The 16,907-nt window shown below is 63.2% G+C and carries 15 protein-coding genes; 11 read left to right on the top strand and 4 right to left on the bottom strand.

The window, feature by feature from the left end; all coding sequences use genetic code 11:
- Positions 1-38 precede the first annotated feature (38 nt).
- Positions 39-1,340 carry a sigma-54 dependent transcriptional regulator gene (locus tag PG879_RS11260; RefSeq protein WP_041213309.1) on the bottom strand — a complete coding sequence of 434 codons (1,302 nt, stop codon included), beginning with the start codon at positions 1,338-1,340 and terminating at the stop codon, positions 39-41.
- Positions 1,341-1,686: 346 nt separating this feature from the next.
- On the opposite strand from PG879_RS11260, the gene PG879_RS11255 reads away from it, so the two are divergent.
- The 5 genes from PG879_RS11255 to PG879_RS11235 all read left to right on the top strand — a co-directional run bounded on the left by PG879_RS11255 (position 1,687) and on the right by PG879_RS11235 (position 6,071).
- Positions 1,687-2,265: a hypothetical protein gene (locus tag PG879_RS11255; protein ID WP_223924172.1), complete on the top strand. Its 579-nt coding sequence runs from the start codon at positions 1,687-1,689 to the stop codon at positions 2,263-2,265.
- Between the two features lie 187 nt (positions 2,266-2,452).
- Positions 2,453-3,412 (top strand): hypothetical protein, encoded by a 960-nt coding sequence (locus PG879_RS11250; protein WP_270830196.1) that lies wholly within the window; start codon positions 2,453-2,455, stop codon positions 3,410-3,412.
- Positions 3,413-3,464: 52 nt separating this feature from the next.
- A complete protein-coding gene (locus tag PG879_RS11245; RefSeq protein ID WP_039039335.1) occupies positions 3,465-4,142 on the top strand; it encodes a C39 family peptidase in 678 nt (225 codons plus the stop codon).
- A gap of 7 nt (positions 4,143-4,149) precedes the next feature.
- Entirely contained in the window at positions 4,150-4,809 is a 660-nt protein-coding gene (locus tag PG879_RS11240; protein WP_039039334.1) for a hypothetical protein, read from the top strand.
- A gap of 62 nt (positions 4,810-4,871) precedes the next feature.
- Positions 4,872-6,071, top strand: coding sequence for a transporter (locus PG879_RS11235; protein WP_227262963.1), 1,200 nt, complete (start codon positions 4,872-4,874; stop codon positions 6,069-6,071).
- A gap of 96 nt (positions 6,072-6,167) precedes the next feature.
- Here PG879_RS11235 and PG879_RS11230 read toward each other — a convergent pair whose 3' ends face one another.
- Both PG879_RS11230 and puuR read right to left on the bottom strand, forming a co-directional pair.
- The gene (locus PG879_RS11230; RefSeq protein WP_125117411.1) at positions 6,168-7,445 is read right to left on the bottom strand and encodes an NAD(P)/FAD-dependent oxidoreductase; all 1,278 of its coding nucleotides are present in this window, start codon (positions 7,443-7,445) and stop codon (positions 6,168-6,170) included.
- A 49-nt stretch (positions 7,446-7,494) separates the two neighbouring features.
- Positions 7,495-8,103, bottom strand: a complete 609-nt coding sequence (gene puuR / locus PG879_RS11225) for an HTH-type transcriptional regulator PuuR (protein WP_029314011.1) — start codon at positions 8,101-8,103, stop codon at positions 7,495-7,497.
- A 309-nt stretch (positions 8,104-8,412) separates the two neighbouring features.
- On the opposite strand from puuR, the gene PG879_RS11220 reads away from it, so the two are divergent.
- From PG879_RS11220 to PG879_RS11200, 5 genes are all read left to right on the top strand, one after another.
- Positions 8,413-9,876, top strand: coding sequence for an NAD-dependent succinate-semialdehyde dehydrogenase (locus PG879_RS11220; RefSeq protein WP_010673552.1), 1,464 nt, complete (start codon positions 8,413-8,415; stop codon positions 9,874-9,876).
- A 231-nt stretch (positions 9,877-10,107) separates the two neighbouring features.
- Positions 10,108-11,397: a 4-aminobutyrate--2-oxoglutarate transaminase gene (gene gabT / locus PG879_RS11215; RefSeq protein ID WP_252593138.1), complete on the top strand. Its 1,290-nt coding sequence runs from the start codon at positions 10,108-10,110 to the stop codon at positions 11,395-11,397.
- Positions 11,398-11,630: 233 nt separating this feature from the next.
- Complete coding sequence (locus PG879_RS11210) at positions 11,631-11,768, top strand: hypothetical protein (protein WP_164882979.1); 138 nt, start codon at positions 11,631-11,633, stop codon at positions 11,766-11,768.
- The gene (locus PG879_RS11205) at positions 11,768-13,111 is read left to right on the top strand and encodes an APC family permease (RefSeq protein ID WP_041214747.1); all 1,344 of its coding nucleotides are present in this window, start codon (positions 11,768-11,770) and stop codon (positions 13,109-13,111) included. The genes PG879_RS11210 and PG879_RS11205 overlap by 1 nt, the downstream gene beginning before the upstream one ends.
- 471 nt (positions 13,112-13,582) lie before the next feature.
- A complete protein-coding gene (locus PG879_RS11200) occupies positions 13,583-14,926 on the top strand; it encodes an APC family permease (RefSeq protein ID WP_039039328.1) in 1,344 nt (447 codons plus the stop codon).
- A gap of 75 nt (positions 14,927-15,001) precedes the next feature.
- On the opposite strand, the gene PG879_RS11195 is transcribed toward PG879_RS11200, so the two are convergent.
- Positions 15,002-15,394 carry a hypothetical protein gene (locus tag PG879_RS11195; protein WP_069651686.1) on the bottom strand — a complete coding sequence of 131 codons (393 nt, stop codon included), beginning with the start codon at positions 15,392-15,394 and terminating at the stop codon, positions 15,002-15,004.
- 251 nt (positions 15,395-15,645) lie between these two features.
- On the opposite strand from PG879_RS11195, the gene PG879_RS11190 reads away from it, so the two are divergent.
- Entirely contained in the window at positions 15,646-16,800 is a 1,155-nt protein-coding gene (locus PG879_RS11190; protein WP_270830193.1) for a Na/Pi symporter, read from the top strand.
- The last annotated feature ends 107 nt before the right edge of the window (positions 16,801-16,907 follow it).

Below are 16,907 nucleotides of genomic sequence, written 5' to 3'. Positions count from 1 at the left end.
CCGGGCTTTTTGCATGACGGGGCGATACTGCCGTCCCCTCACAGCAGATCGTGCTTGTCCAGCAGGCGATAAAGGGTGGCCCGGGAGATATCGAGCGTGCGGGCCACCTCCTCGAGCTGATCGGGGAAGCGGGCCAGCGTCCGTTGCAAGGCCTGACGCTCCGCCGCTTCGCGCACCGCCTTGAGCGAGCCGTCGAGCAGCAGGCTGTCCATGTTGGTCAGCTCCATGTCATCGGCTTCGATGAAGGGGCCGCTGCACATGACCACCGCCCGCTGCACCCGGTTGCGCAGCTCCCTCACATTCCCCGGCCAGCCATAGGACTGCATGGCCTGGCGCGCCTTGCGGGTGAAGCTGAGCACCCGCCCGCCCCGCACTTCCGCCAGAATGTCATCGGCAAGGAGCTGGATGTCTTCCGCCCGCTCGCACAAGGCCGGGGTGCGCAGGCGCACCACGTTGAGCCGGTAGTAGAGATCCATGCGAAATCCGCCGCTGGCCACCGCCTGCTCCACATCGATATTGGTGGCCGCGATGATCCGCACATCCACACGACGCGACAGGTGGCTGCCCACCGCCTCTATGCACTGCTCCTGCAAGAAGCGCAGCAGGGTTGCCTGATCCTCCAGCGGCAGCTCCCCTATCTCGTCGAGAAACAGGGTGCCGCCATCGGCGGCCTCTATCTTGCCTATCTTGTGGTGCTGTGCCCCGGTGAAGGCCCCTTTGACGTGGCCGAACAGCTCGGACTGGATGAGCTGATGGGGCATGGCCCCGCAATTGACCGCCACGAAGGGGCTCTCCTCCCCGAACGTGCTGTAGTGCAGCTCCCGGGCCACCAGCTCCTTGCCCGTGCCGCTCGGTCCCGTCACCAGTACGGGCAGGCGGCAATGCTGCAACCGCACGATCTGGTCGCGCAACTGGCGGATGGGGGCGCTCTCCCCCTGGATGAAACGAAGCTGGGGTTGCAGTCGGGGGCGGTGTCGCCGGATGAGGCGCGCCATCCCCAGGGCATGTCCCAGGCTGTGGGAGAGCCTGTCTCTGTCCAGGGGAAAGGTGTGAAAATCATGAAAACAGGCGGCCAGCAGATTGCGAAGGGCTTCGCTGGCGAGACAGTCCCGCTGGATGAGGCCGATCCACAAGGCGCCGGAGTGCTGCGCTATCAGGTTGTAGAGGGCTTCGTGCTGCTGATGCTCGATCACCACCAGCACCAGGGGATAGTCCTTTTCCTGCAGTTTTTTCTCTGCCACCACCAGGGAGCTTGCCTGCTCCACCTGCCACTCGCCTTGTTCCAGCAGGCTTTCCAGTACGGCACATGAATTGATGAGCAACAATGCCGTTTCTGTCATAGGGACAACTCCTTGTTATCGCCACTGCACGAAGGAGTCTGACGACTTGTCCAGATAACTCCCTTTATCATCAAATGGCGCCATTTAATATGGCCAGACGATGATAACTATAAACCATCCCGCCTTTAGATTGATGGCACCACAATATTGAGACAGCCAAATTATCCGTGAGAAAAAATAAATCCATTGATAAATAAGCGCTTACTTCACGACATAATATGTCGCTCTCAATATTGAGACGTAAAAACAATTACATCAAATAAAAAACAGCTAAAAATCATATGGTTGTAAATTGGCATGGTCGTTGCTCTCTCCAATAAGCCCTCCTGGCACATGGAGACAGAACATGAAAATATATATTGCATTGGCAGCATTTCCTTTTCTGGCATTTGCCACCCCCTCAATGGCACAAAACCGGGTCGATCTCGGTGCTCAGGCATTGAGCAATATTCGTGGTTCCATGGGCGTCAATATGGTTGCCGGCAATAACAACCAACAAGGCAATCTTGCCGCCATCGCCATTTCGGGTCCGGCCGTCATTCAATTTGGTCAGCTGAATCAATCCACCACCAATCTGAACGGCAGCCAGAGCGTCGCCATCCTGGGCTCGGCCCTGAGCCAGAACCGGGGACTGGTCGGCATCAATCAGGGGGCGGGTGAGGGCAACCAGCAACTGAACGCCTTCGCCCTGTCCCTCGATGACAGCGGCCTGGGTGTCGTGACCGACATCAATCTCAGCTCCAGTGTCGCGAAGACCCCAGGGGGAAAGCCCCCCGCCAACACCACTACCAGCATCTATCTGGATGACACCGCCCTCACGGGCAGCAAGGGGGTCATTCAGGTGAACCAAGTCACGGGACAGGGAAACCAGTCAGTCAACATGGTTTCCCTGCCCCTGGCTGGCGCAGTAACGGCATCCCCATGATGCCGCAGGGATAGGAAGCCAGGCCCGGGGGTATCAGCCGATGGGCATATCTTCCGCTGAAAGTTCAATGGAGAGACTCATTATGCGTGGACTTATTTATAGCTCATTAGCCGCCGCGGTCATCATGGCCATGTCGGGCACTGCATCCGCCGATTACCGCGGTGACAGAGATGAGACAGGGGCAACCTTGACCAAGAAGGTCAAGGCAGAAGTCGATGTGGAATACGAAGGCAGGGTCAATGTCGGCGGCTACATCAACGTCAACAAACTCGGCATGGCCGTCGTGGACAACCAGCAGTCCAGTTCCATGATAGGCACCGCCAATACAAGAACGGAGAACACGAGCAAGATCGACGGCTCGTTCAAGGGTGCATCCGGTAACATCGGCGCCAACGTCGCAGCCGGTGACTCCAACGTACAGGGCAACAGCGCTTCCCTGGCCGCCTATGACGAGGTCGATGCCGAGTTCATCATGGGTCGTGGTCAACAACAACATGGCGCCCCTGGCGGATCGTCGGATGCCGAGGTCTTCTCCACCCAAAGCGCCAGCAACAACTGGACGACCAATCACGGCCATCAGAACAAGGCCGGTGTGGGCGATGGGGCCTTCAAGGATGCCGCAGGCAACATCGGGGTCAACGTGACCTCGGGCTCGGGTAACGTCCAGGCCAACAACATGGCAGCCTCCGTGTCCACCGGCAACATGGCCGTGGCCACCGTGGCCAACAGCCAGAGCATCTCCAAGAACATGACCGAAAACCAAAGCCTGAGTGCAACCAAGACGGTTGACAAGGCAGGAGTGTTCCTCGGTCTCAAGGCTTGGGGCGATTACGAGGGGGGCGGTACCGGTCATGATGTCAAGAAAGGACATGGCCACGACAATGACAACGACAGGTACGGCAACAACAACCCGAAAGATGATGGCAAGTTCGAGTTCAAGGAAGAGGGTGACATCAAGCTCAGTGGGTACGCCGTCGGGTATATTCCCGTGGTCAACACCTACACCAGCCGCGAAACCTTCAACCGGGCAACCATCGATGGCGGCGCCTTCAACGGTGCCGTGGGCAACATCGGGGTGAACGTCTCCTCGGGGACCAACAACCTGCAAGCGAACAATCTCTCGCTGGCCGCAGGGTTTGCCAAGTAAGTCGATGCGAGGGGGCCCAGTGCCCCCTTTTTCCCTGACACTGGAGGTCTGAATGCGCTGGCTGTTGCTGTTGCTGTGCTGTCCTGCCGTCTGGGCGGGCTCGGTGCCACTGGGGGAGCATCTCCCGGCACTGGGGGATCTCAACAAACCGGTGCAGAGCATTCTGGAGCGCCGGTACGCCAACATCGAGCGCCAACATACGGATTTCAGTTGCGGGGCCGCCGCCGTCGCCACCATCTTGCGCTACGCCTACGGCCATGCAACCAATGAACGCTGGGTCATGGATGGCATGCTTGCCATGGCAGACCCGGAGCAGGTCAAGCACTACGGCTTCTCCATGCTCGACATGAAGCAGTACCTGCAAATGCTCGGCATGCGGGTCAGAGGGTATCGACTGGGCGATGAAAAACTGCGCCAGGTGAGGGTGCCCACCATCGTCCTGCTCAACATTCGCGGCTATCAGCACTTTGCCGTGCTGCGGGCCATCGATCGCCACGATCGCGTCTATCTGGCAGACCCTGCCCTCGGCAACCGGGTGATCACCTTCAAGGAGTTCAAGGAGAGCTGGAACGGCATCCTCCTCGCCGTCATCGGCGCGGGCTATCGTCCCGATGCCCCCCTTGCCAACCCCTCTCCCCCGCTCTCTGTCAGAGGCAAGGATGGGCTCTTCGCCCCGGTCAATGAAACATCCCTGCTGGAATTCGGTTTTCAGCACAAAGAGCTAATGTGAGGTCATCATGAATACCCGACCCGCCCTATGCCTCCTCTGCAGCCTGGGTGGCATCGCCTCTCCGCTGCTGGCAGCACCGGACCCGCTGGCCCATCTGTCAGACCACTTTGCGCCCGAACTGGCGGACGGGGAGCTGGCCCACCTGCGCGGCCGCTATGTCAGCAGCCATGGCATCAGCTACTTCGGCATCGAGTTCATCTCGTCACTGACCACGGCCCAGGCCCAGCAGACGGCGGCCATGAACCTGGCGCTGAGCATTGTGCAAAACAAGCCCAAGCTGGATGTGCGCGTCAAGGATGAGGTCAAGCCCGCGGCCACGCCCGCCAAGGAGGCCCAGGTGCAGGGGGCCGGGCTGGTGCAGGTCGTTCAACTGGAGGGGAGTGGCAACAGCTCGGTCAACCAGGCCGGTATTGAACTGACCACCCCGACCATGACGGGACACCTGGTTCAGGCGGGCAGCTACGAGCATCAGGGCGATCTTGGTACCGCCACCTATCGGGTCTCGGGGAATTATGCCGGCTTGCAACTACACTCTTCCGACGGCCGGGTCCTGCTGGAGCAGAGCCTGCGCGGTACCGACTTCAGCCGGGGGCTGCTGCAGTTCAACAAGGTCAGAGGGGACGGTTTGCAGACGCTCAATCAGACCCGCATCTGGTTTTCGCGCTGAGCACCGGTGAGCCCGGGGGCTGAACCATCAGAAAGGATGATAAACAACAAGGACGTATCCAGATGAAACAGTCTCGCATGCTGTTGATTGCCCTCGCCCCCTTCGCCTGCTGGGGGGCCACGGCCGAAGAGGAGGCCCTGCAACAACAGCTGGATCTCCTGCGCCAGCAACTGATCCAGCAAAATCAGGCCCTTCATCAGCTCCAGGCCCGCCTGGAGGCCGTCAAGGCCGCCGGTGCCACGACGGCAACTGCCGGGGTCGGAGCCGGAGCCGCCGTCGCCTCCACCCAGCAGGACGCCTCACGGCGCACGCCGGAAGTCGGCCGCAGCACCGAAGACCTGATGATCGAACAGCACAATGTGTTCGACCGCGCCCTGACCGTCGATGTGGGCCTCTCCTACCAGCACTACAACCGCAAGGATCTCGCCCTGCGCGGCTTCCTCGCCCTGGACGCCATCTTCCTTGGCGAAATCAACCTGGATCGGGTGCGCTCCGATCAGTGGACGGCGGATGTCATCACCCGCTACACCCTCAACGATCGCTGGCAACTGGAGCTGGCCCTCCCCTACATGTTCCGCAACGCCAACTACCAGAGCACCGGCAAGGAGAACTCCAGCCGCGACTTTGAGGAGCAGAGCGTCAGCGATGGCGGTCTGGGGGATCTCAGCCTCGCCATCTACTACAGGGTCATGGCAGAGAGCGAGGATTGGCCGGATCTGGTGTGGAACTTCCGGGCCAAGGCGCCGACCGGCAAGGATCCTTACGGCATCGAGATCAACACCTCGGAATCGGGCAACCTGGTGACCCCCAAGGAGCTCGCCACCGGCAATGGGCTCTGGCAGCTCTCCACCGGCTTCTCCCTGGTCAAGACCATGGATCCCGCCATCCTGTTTGCCAGCCTCAACTATGGTCACAGCCTCAAGCAGGACTTTGACGATATCTCCTACCAGCCGGGCAACCAGCCCGGCAGCATCCAGTTGGGAGACTGGTATGAATATGGCCTGGGGGTCGCATTCGCCCTCAACGAACGCTTCAGCCTCTCCTTCAACATCAACCAGCGCGTCACCATGGAGTCCGAACAGGGGTCCGAAGGCTTTGCCATGGAGAAGGTCACTGGCTCCGATGCCAACGCCGCCAGCTTTGGCATGGGGTCGACCTGGGCCATCACCGACAACCTCTCCATGGCGGTCAACTGGTCTGCCGGGCTCACCACGGATGCACCGGACTACACCATCGGGATCCGCTTCCCCTACCGCTTCTAGCCCCGTGCCCGGGCAGGTTGACGACAAAAAACGAGGGAGGCATAACGCCTCCCTCTGCTTGTTGCCGCCAGCCTGCCTGGCGGGCCATCGGTGACATCACACCCCCAGGCGATCGCGCAGGGTGTACCAGGCGGCGCCGGCGGCGGTGAAGGGGATGCGCAGCAGGCGGCCACCCGGGAAGGGGTAGTGCGGCAGCCTGGCGAACGCATCGAAGCGCTCCGCCTGACCGCTCAGCACCTCGGAGAGCAGCTTGCCCGCCAGATGGGTACAGGTGACGCCGTGGCCGCTGTAGCCCTGCATGTAGTAGATGTTGTGACCGATGCGGCCAAACTGCGGCAGGCGCGACAGGGTGAGCAGGAAGTTGCCGGTCCAGGTGTACTCCACCTTGACGTCTTTGAGCTGGGGGAAGGTCTTGCGCATCTTGGGGATGATCAGCCGCTCGATGTCCGCCGGATCTCGCGCCCCGTAGACCACGCCGCCGCCATAGATGAGCCGGTGATCGCCGGAGGTGCGGTAGTAGTCGAGCAGGTAGTTGCAATCCTCCAGACAGTAGTTCTGTGGCAAGAGTGAACGGGCCCGCTCCTCCCCCAGCACCTCGGTGGCGATCACCTGGGTACCGCAGGGCATGCTCTTGCCGGCGAGCTCGGGCACCAGGTTGCCGAGATAGGCGTTGCCGGCCACCACCACGAAGCGCGCCTTCACTGCCCCCTTGGCGGTCTTGACCAGGGCGGGCTGACCCGGGGTGATGCTGGTGACGGCAGACTGCTCGAAGATAAGCCCCCCCTGCATGCGGATGGCTTCCGCCTCCCCCAGCGCCAGGTTGAGGGGATGGATATGGCCGCCGCTCTTGTCCAGCAGGGCGCCGACGTAGCGATCGCTCGCGACCACCTCGCGCACCCCGTCGGCATCGAGCAGCTCCAGCTGGTCGTTGCCCCACTTCTCCCAGCGCGCCTTCTGCGCCTTGAGTTCGTGAAGCTGCTTCTCGGTCTCGGCGGCAAAGACCCCGCCCTCCTGCAGATCGCACTGGATGTTGTAGCGCTTGATCCGCTCGCGGATGATCTGGCCCCCCTCAAACAACATGGAGCCGAGCAGCCTGGCCTGATCCGGCGGGCAGTTCGCTTCGATGGTGTCGATGTCGCGGCTGTAGGAGTTGACGATCTGGCCGCCGTTGCGGCCGCTGGCGCCAAAGCCGACCCTGGCCGCCTCCAGCACCACCACCTTGTACCCCTTCTCCACCAGATGCAGCGCACTGGAGAGGCCGGTGTAGCCTGCGCCTATGACGCAGACGTCGCACTCCAGCTGCTCGGTGAGCGTGGGATAGGGCGCGTGTTTGTTGGCACTGGCTGCGTAGTAACTCTTTACATGTTCGGTCATGATCCCTGTTTCCTTACCGGTTCGTTTCCAACACAACGGGTTGTTCACATTAAAAGCTGGCCGGGGTGTGGGCGCTGACGATGCGGCAGACCTGCCCCGAGGGATTGCTGAAACTGTGGGGCTCGCCGGTGTCGATGACATAGCTGTCCCCGGCGCACAGTTCATAGGTCTGGCCGGCCAGGGTCAGCAACACCGACCCTTCCAGCACGGTGCCCACCTCCTCCCCCTGATGCTTCACCACGCCGCCGGTGTCGGTGCCGGGGGCATAGGTCTCCAGCATGAAGCCGAGCTGGCGCCGATTGTTGCCGTTGTGCACCAGCTTCATGGAGACTCCCTGGCTGCCGAGCTCGATGAGCTGCTCCGCCTTGATCACCACGCTGGGCGTGCTCGCCACCTCCTCTTCGGCGAAGAAGCGCGACAACGGCAGCTCGTAGACGCTCAGCAGCTTTTGCAGGGAGGCCACCGAGGGGCTCACCTTGTTCTGCTCTATCATGCAGATGGCGCCGTGGGTCAGGCCGCTCAGCTCCGCCACCCGGCGCTGGGAGAGCCCGAGCTCCCTGCGGATCCGGGCAAGCCGCTCCCCCATGTTTCTCTCGTGCTCCGCCAGGGGGTTGTCCGTCATGGTCCGCCACCGGACCTCGCCACGGGATTGCTCCATCGCCCACCTCCTTCCATGGTCATTCGAATACCTGGGGCCGACTGGTCAATATAGTGAGTCAGGAACGTCAGCCCCGTTCACTATCCTGCACAACCCAGATCGTTCATTATTTTGCACACCCTGCGCAATGAAAACCGCTACAATCGCGCTCACAGCCCCATTTCTAGCATGTGACGCCCAGTTCACTCAAATATATTTAACACTTGAAAAACATTTCGGCTCATTTTATGGTCGTTACGTGCTTATTATTCTATACGGTGGTGCCCACATAAACGCGCCACCCAGACCCACTATCGAGGCCCCTTACTTATGTCAGCATCACAACCTGCTCTCTCCCTGATCAAATCCCTGGCCTATGTCGACGGCCGCTGGTGCGAGTCCCTGGGCGGGCGCCGGTTCGAGGTCCTGAACCCGGCCACCGGCCAGGTCATCACCCAGGTGCCCGACATGGACGGGGAGGACACCCGCCTCGCCATCGCGGCGGCCCACGCGGCGCAACCCGCCTGGGCGGCCCTCACCGCCAAGGAGCGCAGCAGCAAACTCTACGCCTGGTTCGAGCGCATCATGGCCAACCAGGAGGAGCTCGCCCGCATCATGACCTGCGAGCAGGGCAAGCCGCTCGCGGAAGCCAAAGGAGAGGTGGCCTACGGCGCCAGCTTCATCCAGTGGTTCGCGGAAGAGGGCAAGCGTGCTTATGGTCGCACCATCCCCGGCTTCTCCGCCGATCGGCGCCTGGCCACCATCAAGCAGCCGGTGGGGGTCGTGGCCGCCATCACCCCCTGGAACTTCCCCATCGCCATGATCACCCGCAAGGCGGGTCCGGCGCTGGCCGCCGGTTGTACCATCGTCATCAAGCCCGCCGCCGAAACGCCCCTCTGCGCCCTGGCGCTGGCGGTACTGGCGGAGCAGGCGGGCATTCCCGCCGGGGTCATCAACATCGTCACCTCCCATCAGGCGAGCGCGGTGGGCAACGAGCTGTGCAGCAACCCCGTGGTGCGCAAGCTCTCCTTCACCGGCTCCACCCGCATCGGCAAACTGCTGATGCGCCAGTGCGCCGACACCATGAAGCGCCTCTCCCTGGAGCTTGGCGGCAACGCCCCCTTCATCGTCTTTGACGACGCCGACCTCGACGCCGCCGTGGCCGGGGCCCTGGCGTCCAAATACCGCAACGCCGGCCAGACCTGCGTCTGCGCCAACCGCATCCTGGTGCAGGCCAGCGTCTACGACGCCTTCGCCGAGAAGCTCGCCGCCGCGGTCAAGGCCTTCAAGGTGGGGGACGGCATGGGCGAGGGCGTCCAGATCGGGCCCCTCATCAACCCGGCCGCCGCCAGCAAGGTGGCCGAGCTGGTGCAGCAATCGGTCGCCGCCGGTGCCCGGGTGCTGGTGGGGGGCGACGCCCACCCCGCCGGTCCCCTCTTCTATCACCCCACCATCCTGACCGGGGTCACCCGGGGCAACCCCATTCTGGACGAGGAGATCTTCGGGCCCGTCGCCCCCCTGGTGCGCTTCGAGACGGAAGCCGAGGCCATTGCGCTTGCCAACGACACCCCCTATGGCCTGGCCGCCTACTTCTATGGCCGCGACATCGCCCGGGTGTGGCGGGTGGCCGAGGGGCTCGAATACGGCATGGTGGGGATCAACGAGGGGATCATCTCCACCGAACTGGCCCCCTTTGGCGGGATCAAGGAGTCGGGGCTGGGCCGGGAAGGGGCGGCCGAAGGGCTGGAGGAGTACCTGGAGACCAAATACCTCTGCTTTGGCGGCATTCGCTGAGGGGAGTGAAGGGGCAATCGCATCGTTAAAACAGATGCGTTATGACGCAGCCCATCGTTTTTACAGATAGAAAGAGGGGGGCGCCGGTCACGACCGAGCGCCTTGTGGGCCCAGAGGGCACACCCGGGGCCCCCTTTTGCGAACAGGCCGCCCTGCCCGAGGGCAGTTGGCGGCACACATATGGCCAGATGGCACAGGAATAGCGGGGCCCATGCCCCTCAGGGAGGAAAGATGAGTCATTCAAGCAACAACCAGCAGTGGCAGGCCCGCCGCGAAGCGGCCGTGGTCCAGGGGGTCGGCACCCTGCTGCCGGTCTTCATCGACCGGGCGCACAACGCCGAGCTGTGGGACGTGGAGGGCAACCGCTACATCGACTTTGCCTCCGGCATCGCCGTGCTCAACACCGGCCACAACCACCCCAAGGTGGTGGCGGCGGTGCGCGAGCAGCTCGAGAAGTTCAGCCACACCTGCTTCCAGGTCACCCCCTACTCCGGCTATATCGAGCTGGCGGAAAAATTGAATGCCCTGGTGCCCGGCCCCACCCCCAAGCGCACCCTCTTCCTCTCCACCGGCGCCGAGGCGGTGGAGAACGCCATCAAGATCGCCCGCGCCCACACCGGTCGCAGCGGTACCATCGCCTTCAAGGGGGGCTTCCACGGCCGCACCATGATGGGCATGGCCCTCACCGGCAAGGTGGTGCCCTACAAGACCGGCTTCGGCCCCTTCCCGGGGGAGGTCTATCACCTCCCCTTCCCCGCCGACTACCTGGGAGTGAGTGAAGGCGATGCCCTGGCCGCGCTGGATCTCTGCTTCAGCGCCGACATCGAACCCACCCGGGTGGCCGCCATCATCATCGAGCCGGTGCAGGGGGAAGGGGGCTTCTACCCCGCCTCCGCCAGCTTCATGCAGCGCCTGCGCCAGGTGTGCGACCAGCACGGCATCCTGCTCATCTGCGACGAGATCCAGACCGGTTTCTGTCGCACCGGCAAGACCTTCGCCACCGAATACAGCGGTGTCGAACCCGACATCATGACCCTCGCCAAGAGCCTGGCCGGCGGCTTCCCGCTCTCTGCCGTGGTGGGCAAAAGCGAGGTGATGAACGCCGCCAAGCCCGGTGGCCTGGGGGGCACCTATGCGGGCTCCCCCATCGCCTGCGCCGCCGCCCTGGCGGTGCTGGAGGTGATCGAGGAGGAGCGCCTGAACCAGAAGGCCCTGGCCCAGGGGGAGCAGATCAAGGCACGCCTGCACCAGCTGGCGACACGGTTTGACTGCATCGGCAACATCCGCGGCCCCGGCGCCATGGTGGCCATGGAGCTGGTGAAGGAGGGGGATGCCGCCAGACCGGACCCGGATCTCACCAAGCGGCTGGTGGCCGAGGCAGGCAAGCGGGGCCTGGTGCTGCTGGCCTGCGGCGTGCGTGGCAACGTGATCCGTTTCCTCGCCCCCCTGACCGCCCCGGCGGCCATCGTCGACGAGGGGCTCGACCTGCTGGAGCAGGCCCTGTCCGCCTCCCTGGCCTGATCCGGAAGACCGCGTTCGCCCACGTGCAAAAAAATGCGTTTTTGCTCCCTTGATATGCTTGTCAAGGGGGCATCACGAATGCACAATGCGCCGCCGTATTCAAGGACCGTCCGCTCATCGGAGCCCGGTTCTTTTTTTGCGCCAAACAAATCCATAACGAGGCCGGAACAGACCGGAAATGATAACGAGGTGGCACGCCATCTCACGACACCCGCTTCTTAGTGAGGAACTCCATGGGGCATATCATCGCTTTCCTGCCGGCCCGCGCCGGTCTGCGCCATCCGTCCGCATCCCGGACTGGCGCCCCCACCGTGCAGGATGACCTCACCGTCAGCCTGATCCCGTCAGCCAGCCTGCGGGGGATCGCCTGATGCACCCGCACCCCGCCGGTCTGAAAAAAAGCCTGAAACTCTGGCACGTGGTCATCATGGGGCTGGCCTATCTCACCCCCATGGCGGTGTTCGACACCTTCGGCATCGTCACCGAGATCACCGAAGGCCATGTGCCGACCGCCTACCTGCTCGCCCTCATCGGCATGCTGTTCACCGCCATGAGCTACGGCCACCTGGTGCGCAAGTTCCCCTCGGCAGGCTCCGCCTACACCTATGCCCAGAAGGTGTTCCACCCCTATGTGGGTTTCATGGTGGGCTGGGTCTCCCTGCTCGACTACATGTTCATGCCCATGATCAACATGCTGCTGGCCAAGATCTACATGGAGGCCCTCTTCCCCGGCGTGGCCCCCTGGACCTACATCCTGGCCCTGGCCGCCGTCATGACCTTCCTGAACCTGCGGGGCATCAAGCTGGTGGCGAACTTCAACAGCCTGATCGTCATCATGCAGTTCAGCATCATCGCCGTCTTCATCGGCCTCATCGCCTGGGGCGTGAGCCACGGCGAGGGGCTCGGCACGGTGGCGAGCAGCCGCCCCTTCTTCTCCGAGCAGATGCACATCAATCCCCTGCTGACCGGCGCCTCCATCCTCTGCCTGTCGTTCCTCGGGTTTGACGCCATCACCACCCTGTCGGAGGAGACCCCGAACGCGGATCGGGTGATCCCCCGGGCCATCGTGCTCACCGCCCTCATCGGCGGCGTGCTCTTCATCTCCGTCTCCTACTTCCTGCAGCTCTTCTTCCCGGACATTTCCCGCTTCCAGCAGCCGGATGCGGTGCTGCCGGAGATCGCCCTCTATGTGGGCGGCAAGCTGTTCCAGGCGGTGGTGCTGGTCTGCACCACGGTGGCGGTGCTCGCCTCGGGGCTCGCCTCCCACGCCGGGGTGTCGCGCCTGCTCTATGTGATGGGCCGGGATCGCGCCCTGCCGAGCCGCGTCTTCGGCTACATCCACCCCACCTGGCAGACCCCGGCTCTCAACGTGCTGCTGGTGGGCATGCTGGCCCTCTCGGCGGTGGCCTTCGATCTGGAGATGGCGCTGGCACTGATCAACTTCGGCGCCCTGGTGGCCTTCACCTTCGTCAACCTGGCGGTGATTGCCCACTTCTATCTCAGGCTGGGTCACAACAAGACCCTGAAGGATCACCTGCTGTTCCTCGCCCTACCCCTGTGCGGCGCCGCCTGCATCGGGGTGCTCTGGCTCAACCTGGAGCCCGCCTCCTTCGAGCTGGGGCTGATCTGGGCCGCCCTCGGCGCCATCTACCTGCTGCTGCGCCTCACCGTGTTCCGGGTCCGCCTCGGCCGCCCCGAGCAGGACGCCTCCTGAGCGAAACCGGCGCCCCCAGGGCGCCGGTTTCACATGGCGGCAAAGCAGGGCCCCGCCTGATGACAAGGTTGTCATCGACTTTCCGGCAGCGGTGGCGAAGTGATCGCTCACGGGGGGAACAAATTCCCCGCTGGCGGCCTTTTTCGCTTGTCTCCTCCCCCCCCCTGAGGGCACAATACGGCGCCCCTTGAGAGCCGATGTTTCAACAACATCGGTTCTTTGCTTTTCTGGGGCACACCACCATTCACCAAGAGGCCGGCCATGTGCCGGAATTGATAACCAGATTGCCAAGCAATCTCCCGACGTTGTGAGGAAAAACATGGGGCATTTCACTGCTTTCCTGCCGGTCCCCGCCGGCGTGCGCCACGCATCTGTGCCACAGATGGGCGCCCCCTGTGTCCAGCGACGCGTTCCCGCGTCCCTGATCCCGTCCCATCTCGCCCACGGGGCCTGTGCAGAGGAGAAAGCGTGATGGCCGGTGCCAAGCTGCTCAAGACCCTCACCCTGTTCCAGGTCGTGGTGATGGGTCTGGCTTACCTCACGCCCATGGCGGTATTCGATACCTTCGCCATCGTCGGTGACATCACGGATGGTCGCGTGGCCACCGCCTACCTGCTGGCGCTCGGCGGCATCCTGCTGACCGCGTTCAGCTACGGCCACCTGGTGCGCCGCTTCCCGTCCGCAGGCTCCGCCTACACCTATGCCCAGAAGGTGTTCCACCCCTATGTGGGCTTCATGGTGGGCTGGTCTTCCCTGCTGGACTACATGTTCATGCCGATGATCAACATCCTGCTGGCCAAGATCTACCTGACCGCCATGTTCCCCACCGTGGAGCCCTGGATCTTCATCTTCGGTCTGGTGACCGTGATGACCTTCCTGAACCTGCGCGGCATCAAGCTGGTGGCGAACCTCAACGGCTTCATCGTCTTCATCCAGATCGCCATCATCGTCACCTTCCTCGGCCTCATCGCCTGGGGCCTGAGTCACGGTGAAGGGGCCGGCACCCTGATGAGCAGCCGTCCGTTCCATGTGGAGTCTGCCAGCATGCTGCCGCTGTTCACCGGCGCCACCATCCTCTGCTTCTCGTTCCTGGGCTTCGACGGCCTGAGCTCTCTCTCCGAAGAGACCCCGAATGCTGGCAAGGTGATCCCCCGTGCCATCGTGCTGACGGCCCTCATCGGCGGCATCATCTTCGTCACCGTCTCCTACAGCCTGCAGCTGTTCTTCCCGGATCTGGCCCGCTTCAAGGAGCCGGACGCCGTGCTGCCGGAGATCGCCCTCTACGTGGGTGGCACCCTGTTCCAGAGCGTGGTGCTGGTGTGCACCACCGCAGCCGTACTCGCCTCCGGCATGGCGGCCCACGCCGGCGTGTCGCGCATTCTCTACGTGATGGGGCGCGATCGCATGATCCCGGAGCGGGTGTTCGGCTATATCCACCCCACCTGGCGCACCCCGGCCATCAACGTGCTGCTGGTGGGGGCCCTGGCCCTCTCCGCGGTCTCCTTCGATCTGGACATGGCCCTGGCCCTGGTGAACTTCGGCGCCCTGGTGGCCTTCACCTTCGTCAACCTCTCGGTGATCGGCCAGTTCTGGGTCCGCGAGAAGCGCAACAAGAGCCTCAAGGAGCACCTGCTGTTCCTGGTGCTGCCGCTGCTGGGGGCCGCCACCATCGGCGCCCTCTGGATCAACCTGGAGCAGAGCTCCCTGGAGCTTGGCCTCATCTGGGCTGGGATCGGGGTCACCTACCTCTTCCTGCGCCTCGCCGTGTTCCGCATCCCCTTCCGTCAGTACGAGGAAGCGGCCGACGGCCAGTAAGGCGGCACACACGCCCAAACAGAAGGGGAGCCCATGGCTCCCCTTCTTGCATTCAGACGTCAGGTGCGCGGACCCTCACCCCTGATTGAGCACGGCCGTGGCGGCCGCCTTGACCGGATCCCTGGTCACGGCGTTGACATCCTTGCGGGTCTGGTTGACCTTGTCCTGCGCCTGCTTCACACCGGCACTCTGCTTGTTCAGGGCCGCATTGGTGTGCTGCCTGGTCTCTTTCAGTCCCGCCGTCTTCTTGTCCAGCACGTCCGTGGTGTGTTTCTTCACCTCGGCATTGGCCTTCTCCTTCTGCTGGCGCACCAGCTTGTCGGCATCGCAGTTGCCCTTGACCCCCAGGGTGGCGTTCATCGCCTCGTTCCTGACCGCCTTGTCGAGGTTGCACTCGGACTTGAACACGCTGGCCTGCGCACCGGCAGACAGCAGACCCAGGGAGAGGCACAAAACCCATGCACGCATCATCACTTCCTCAGTTTCAAGACAGGAAAGTCCGGCAGCATATAACCCTGGGATCCCAGTGCAAGGGCGGGGGCCGGTGATGAGCCGGATGGCGTCATATCGGCGTTTGCTCCGACACCTTTTGTCTGCGACGCCACCTGCCGCCCTGTCACCAAAGCATCATAAAAGTGTCACGTTGTCATATTTCTGTCATGGAGCCTTGTTGTAATGCGCCCGTCCATTTTCAACGCAGAACGACCCCAAGAGGCCATATGCACAGCACCGCATCTTCCGCACCCCAGCAGATCCGTCGTCCCGGCCCCCTGTTCAACTGGCTCGCGGTGATCACGCTGATCTACCTGATCCTGGTCGCCGTTGGCGCCGTCTCCCACGGCTTCAAGGGCTTCTCCGGCGGCGCCGAGGGCGCGGCCCAGATCTTCGCCTTTGCCAACAACCCCTTCGTCGCGCTGCTGCTCGGCATCCTGGCCACCGCCCTGGTGCAATCCTCCAGCACCGTCACCTCGGTGATCGTCGGTCTGGTGGCAGGGGGCCTGCCCATGGTCATGGCCATCCCCATGGTGATGGGGGCCAACCTCGGCACCACCATCACCAACACCATCGTCTCCCTGGGGCACATCCGGGACAGAGGCGAGTTTCGCCGCGCCTTCGCCGCCGCCACCGTGCACGACTTCTTCAACCTGCTGGCGGTCTTCATCTTCCTGCCCCTGGAGCTGATGTTCGGTCTGCTGCAAAAGAGTGCGGAAGGGATTGCCAGCCTACTGCTGGGCTCCGCCGACATGTCGATGAAGGGGATGGATTTCATGAAGCCCCTCATCTCCCCGTCCCTGGATCTCATCGACGGTGCCGTCGCCTTCCTGCCGGGCAAGGGGGGCGCCATCGCCACCATTCTCATCGGGATTCTGCTCATCCTGTTCTGCGTCACCGCCCTTGGCAAGGTGCTGCAACAGGTCATGGTGGGCCGTGCCAAGGAGCTGCTGCACAAGGCCCTGGGCCGTGGCCCGCTCACCGGCATCGCCTCCGGCACCCTGGTCACCGTGATGGTGCAGTCCTCCTCCACCACCACCAGCCTGATGATCCCCCTGGCGGGAGGCGGCGTGTTCAGCACCCGCCAACTCTATCCCTTCACCCTGGGGGCCAACATCGGCACCACCATCACCGCCCTGCTGGCCGCCACCGCCATCAGCGGTGCCGGTGCCCAGCTCGCCCTGACCATCGCCCTGGTCCACGTGCTGTTCAACCTCTTCGCCGTGGTGCTCATCTACGGGGTACCCTTCCTGCGGGAGCTGCCCATCAAGGCCGCCGAAGCCCTGGCCCGGGTCGGCAGCGAGAACAAGCTGCTGGCGCTGGGTTACGTGGCCGGGCTCTTCTTCGCCCTGCCCGCCCTGATGATGGTGGCCGTCAAGTAAATCCGAACCGGGGGCATCATGCCCCCGGTGCCTTGCCCGTCCGGTCACATCCTCCAGCATCCCCCCTCGCCCTCCCTCCCCGGCTGGGATAAGATGCCCCTTCATTG

The organism is Aeromonas sp. QDB63 (genome assembly GCF_027707425.1).
Lineage (GTDB): Bacteria > Pseudomonadota > Gammaproteobacteria > Enterobacterales > Aeromonadaceae > Aeromonas > Aeromonas caviae.
The sequence above is the reverse complement of the archived record's forward strand: the minus strand, read 5'-3'. Positions and strand labels throughout refer to the sequence as shown.

Bases quoted from the DNA above. Each gene is read 5' to 3' on its own strand.
- PG879_RS11235 (WP_227262963.1), top strand. From the start codon at position 4,872: ATGAAACAGTCTCGCATGCTGTTGATTGCCCTCGCCCCCTTCGCCTGC.
- puuR (WP_029314011.1), bottom strand. From the start codon at position 8,103: ATGGAGCAATCCCGTGGCGAGGTCCGGTGGCGGACCATGACGGACAAC.
- PG879_RS11205 (WP_041214747.1), top strand. From the start codon at position 11,768: ATGCACCCGCACCCCGCCGGTCTGAAAAAAAGCCTGAAACTCTGGCAC.
- PG879_RS11195 (WP_069651686.1), bottom strand. From the start codon at position 15,394: ATGCGTGCATGGGTTTTGTGCCTCTCCCTGGGTCTGCTGTCTGCCGGT.
- PG879_RS11210 (WP_164882979.1), top strand. From the start codon at position 11,631: ATGGGGCATATCATCGCTTTCCTGCCGGCCCGCGCCGGTCTGCGCCAT.
- gabT (WP_252593138.1), top strand. From the start codon at position 10,108: ATGAGTCATTCAAGCAACAACCAGCAGTGGCAGGCCCGCCGCGAAGCG.
- PG879_RS11260 (WP_041213309.1), bottom strand. From the start codon at position 1,340: ATGACAGAAACGGCATTGTTGCTCATCAATTCATGTGCCGTACTGGAA.
- PG879_RS11255 (WP_223924172.1), top strand. From the start codon at position 1,687: ATGAAAATATATATTGCATTGGCAGCATTTCCTTTTCTGGCATTTGCC.
- PG879_RS11220 (WP_010673552.1), top strand. From the start codon at position 8,413: ATGTCAGCATCACAACCTGCTCTCTCCCTGATCAAATCCCTGGCCTAT.
- PG879_RS11200 (WP_039039328.1), top strand. From the start codon at position 13,583: ATGGCCGGTGCCAAGCTGCTCAAGACCCTCACCCTGTTCCAGGTCGTG.
- PG879_RS11230 (WP_125117411.1), bottom strand. From the start codon at position 7,445: ATGACCGAACATGTAAAGAGTTACTACGCAGCCAGTGCCAACAAACAC.
- PG879_RS11245 (WP_039039335.1), top strand. From the start codon at position 3,465: ATGCGCTGGCTGTTGCTGTTGCTGTGCTGTCCTGCCGTCTGGGCGGGC.
- PG879_RS11190 (WP_270830193.1), top strand. From the start codon at position 15,646: ATGCACAGCACCGCATCTTCCGCACCCCAGCAGATCCGTCGTCCCGGC.
- PG879_RS11240 (WP_039039334.1), top strand. From the start codon at position 4,150: ATGAATACCCGACCCGCCCTATGCCTCCTCTGCAGCCTGGGTGGCATC.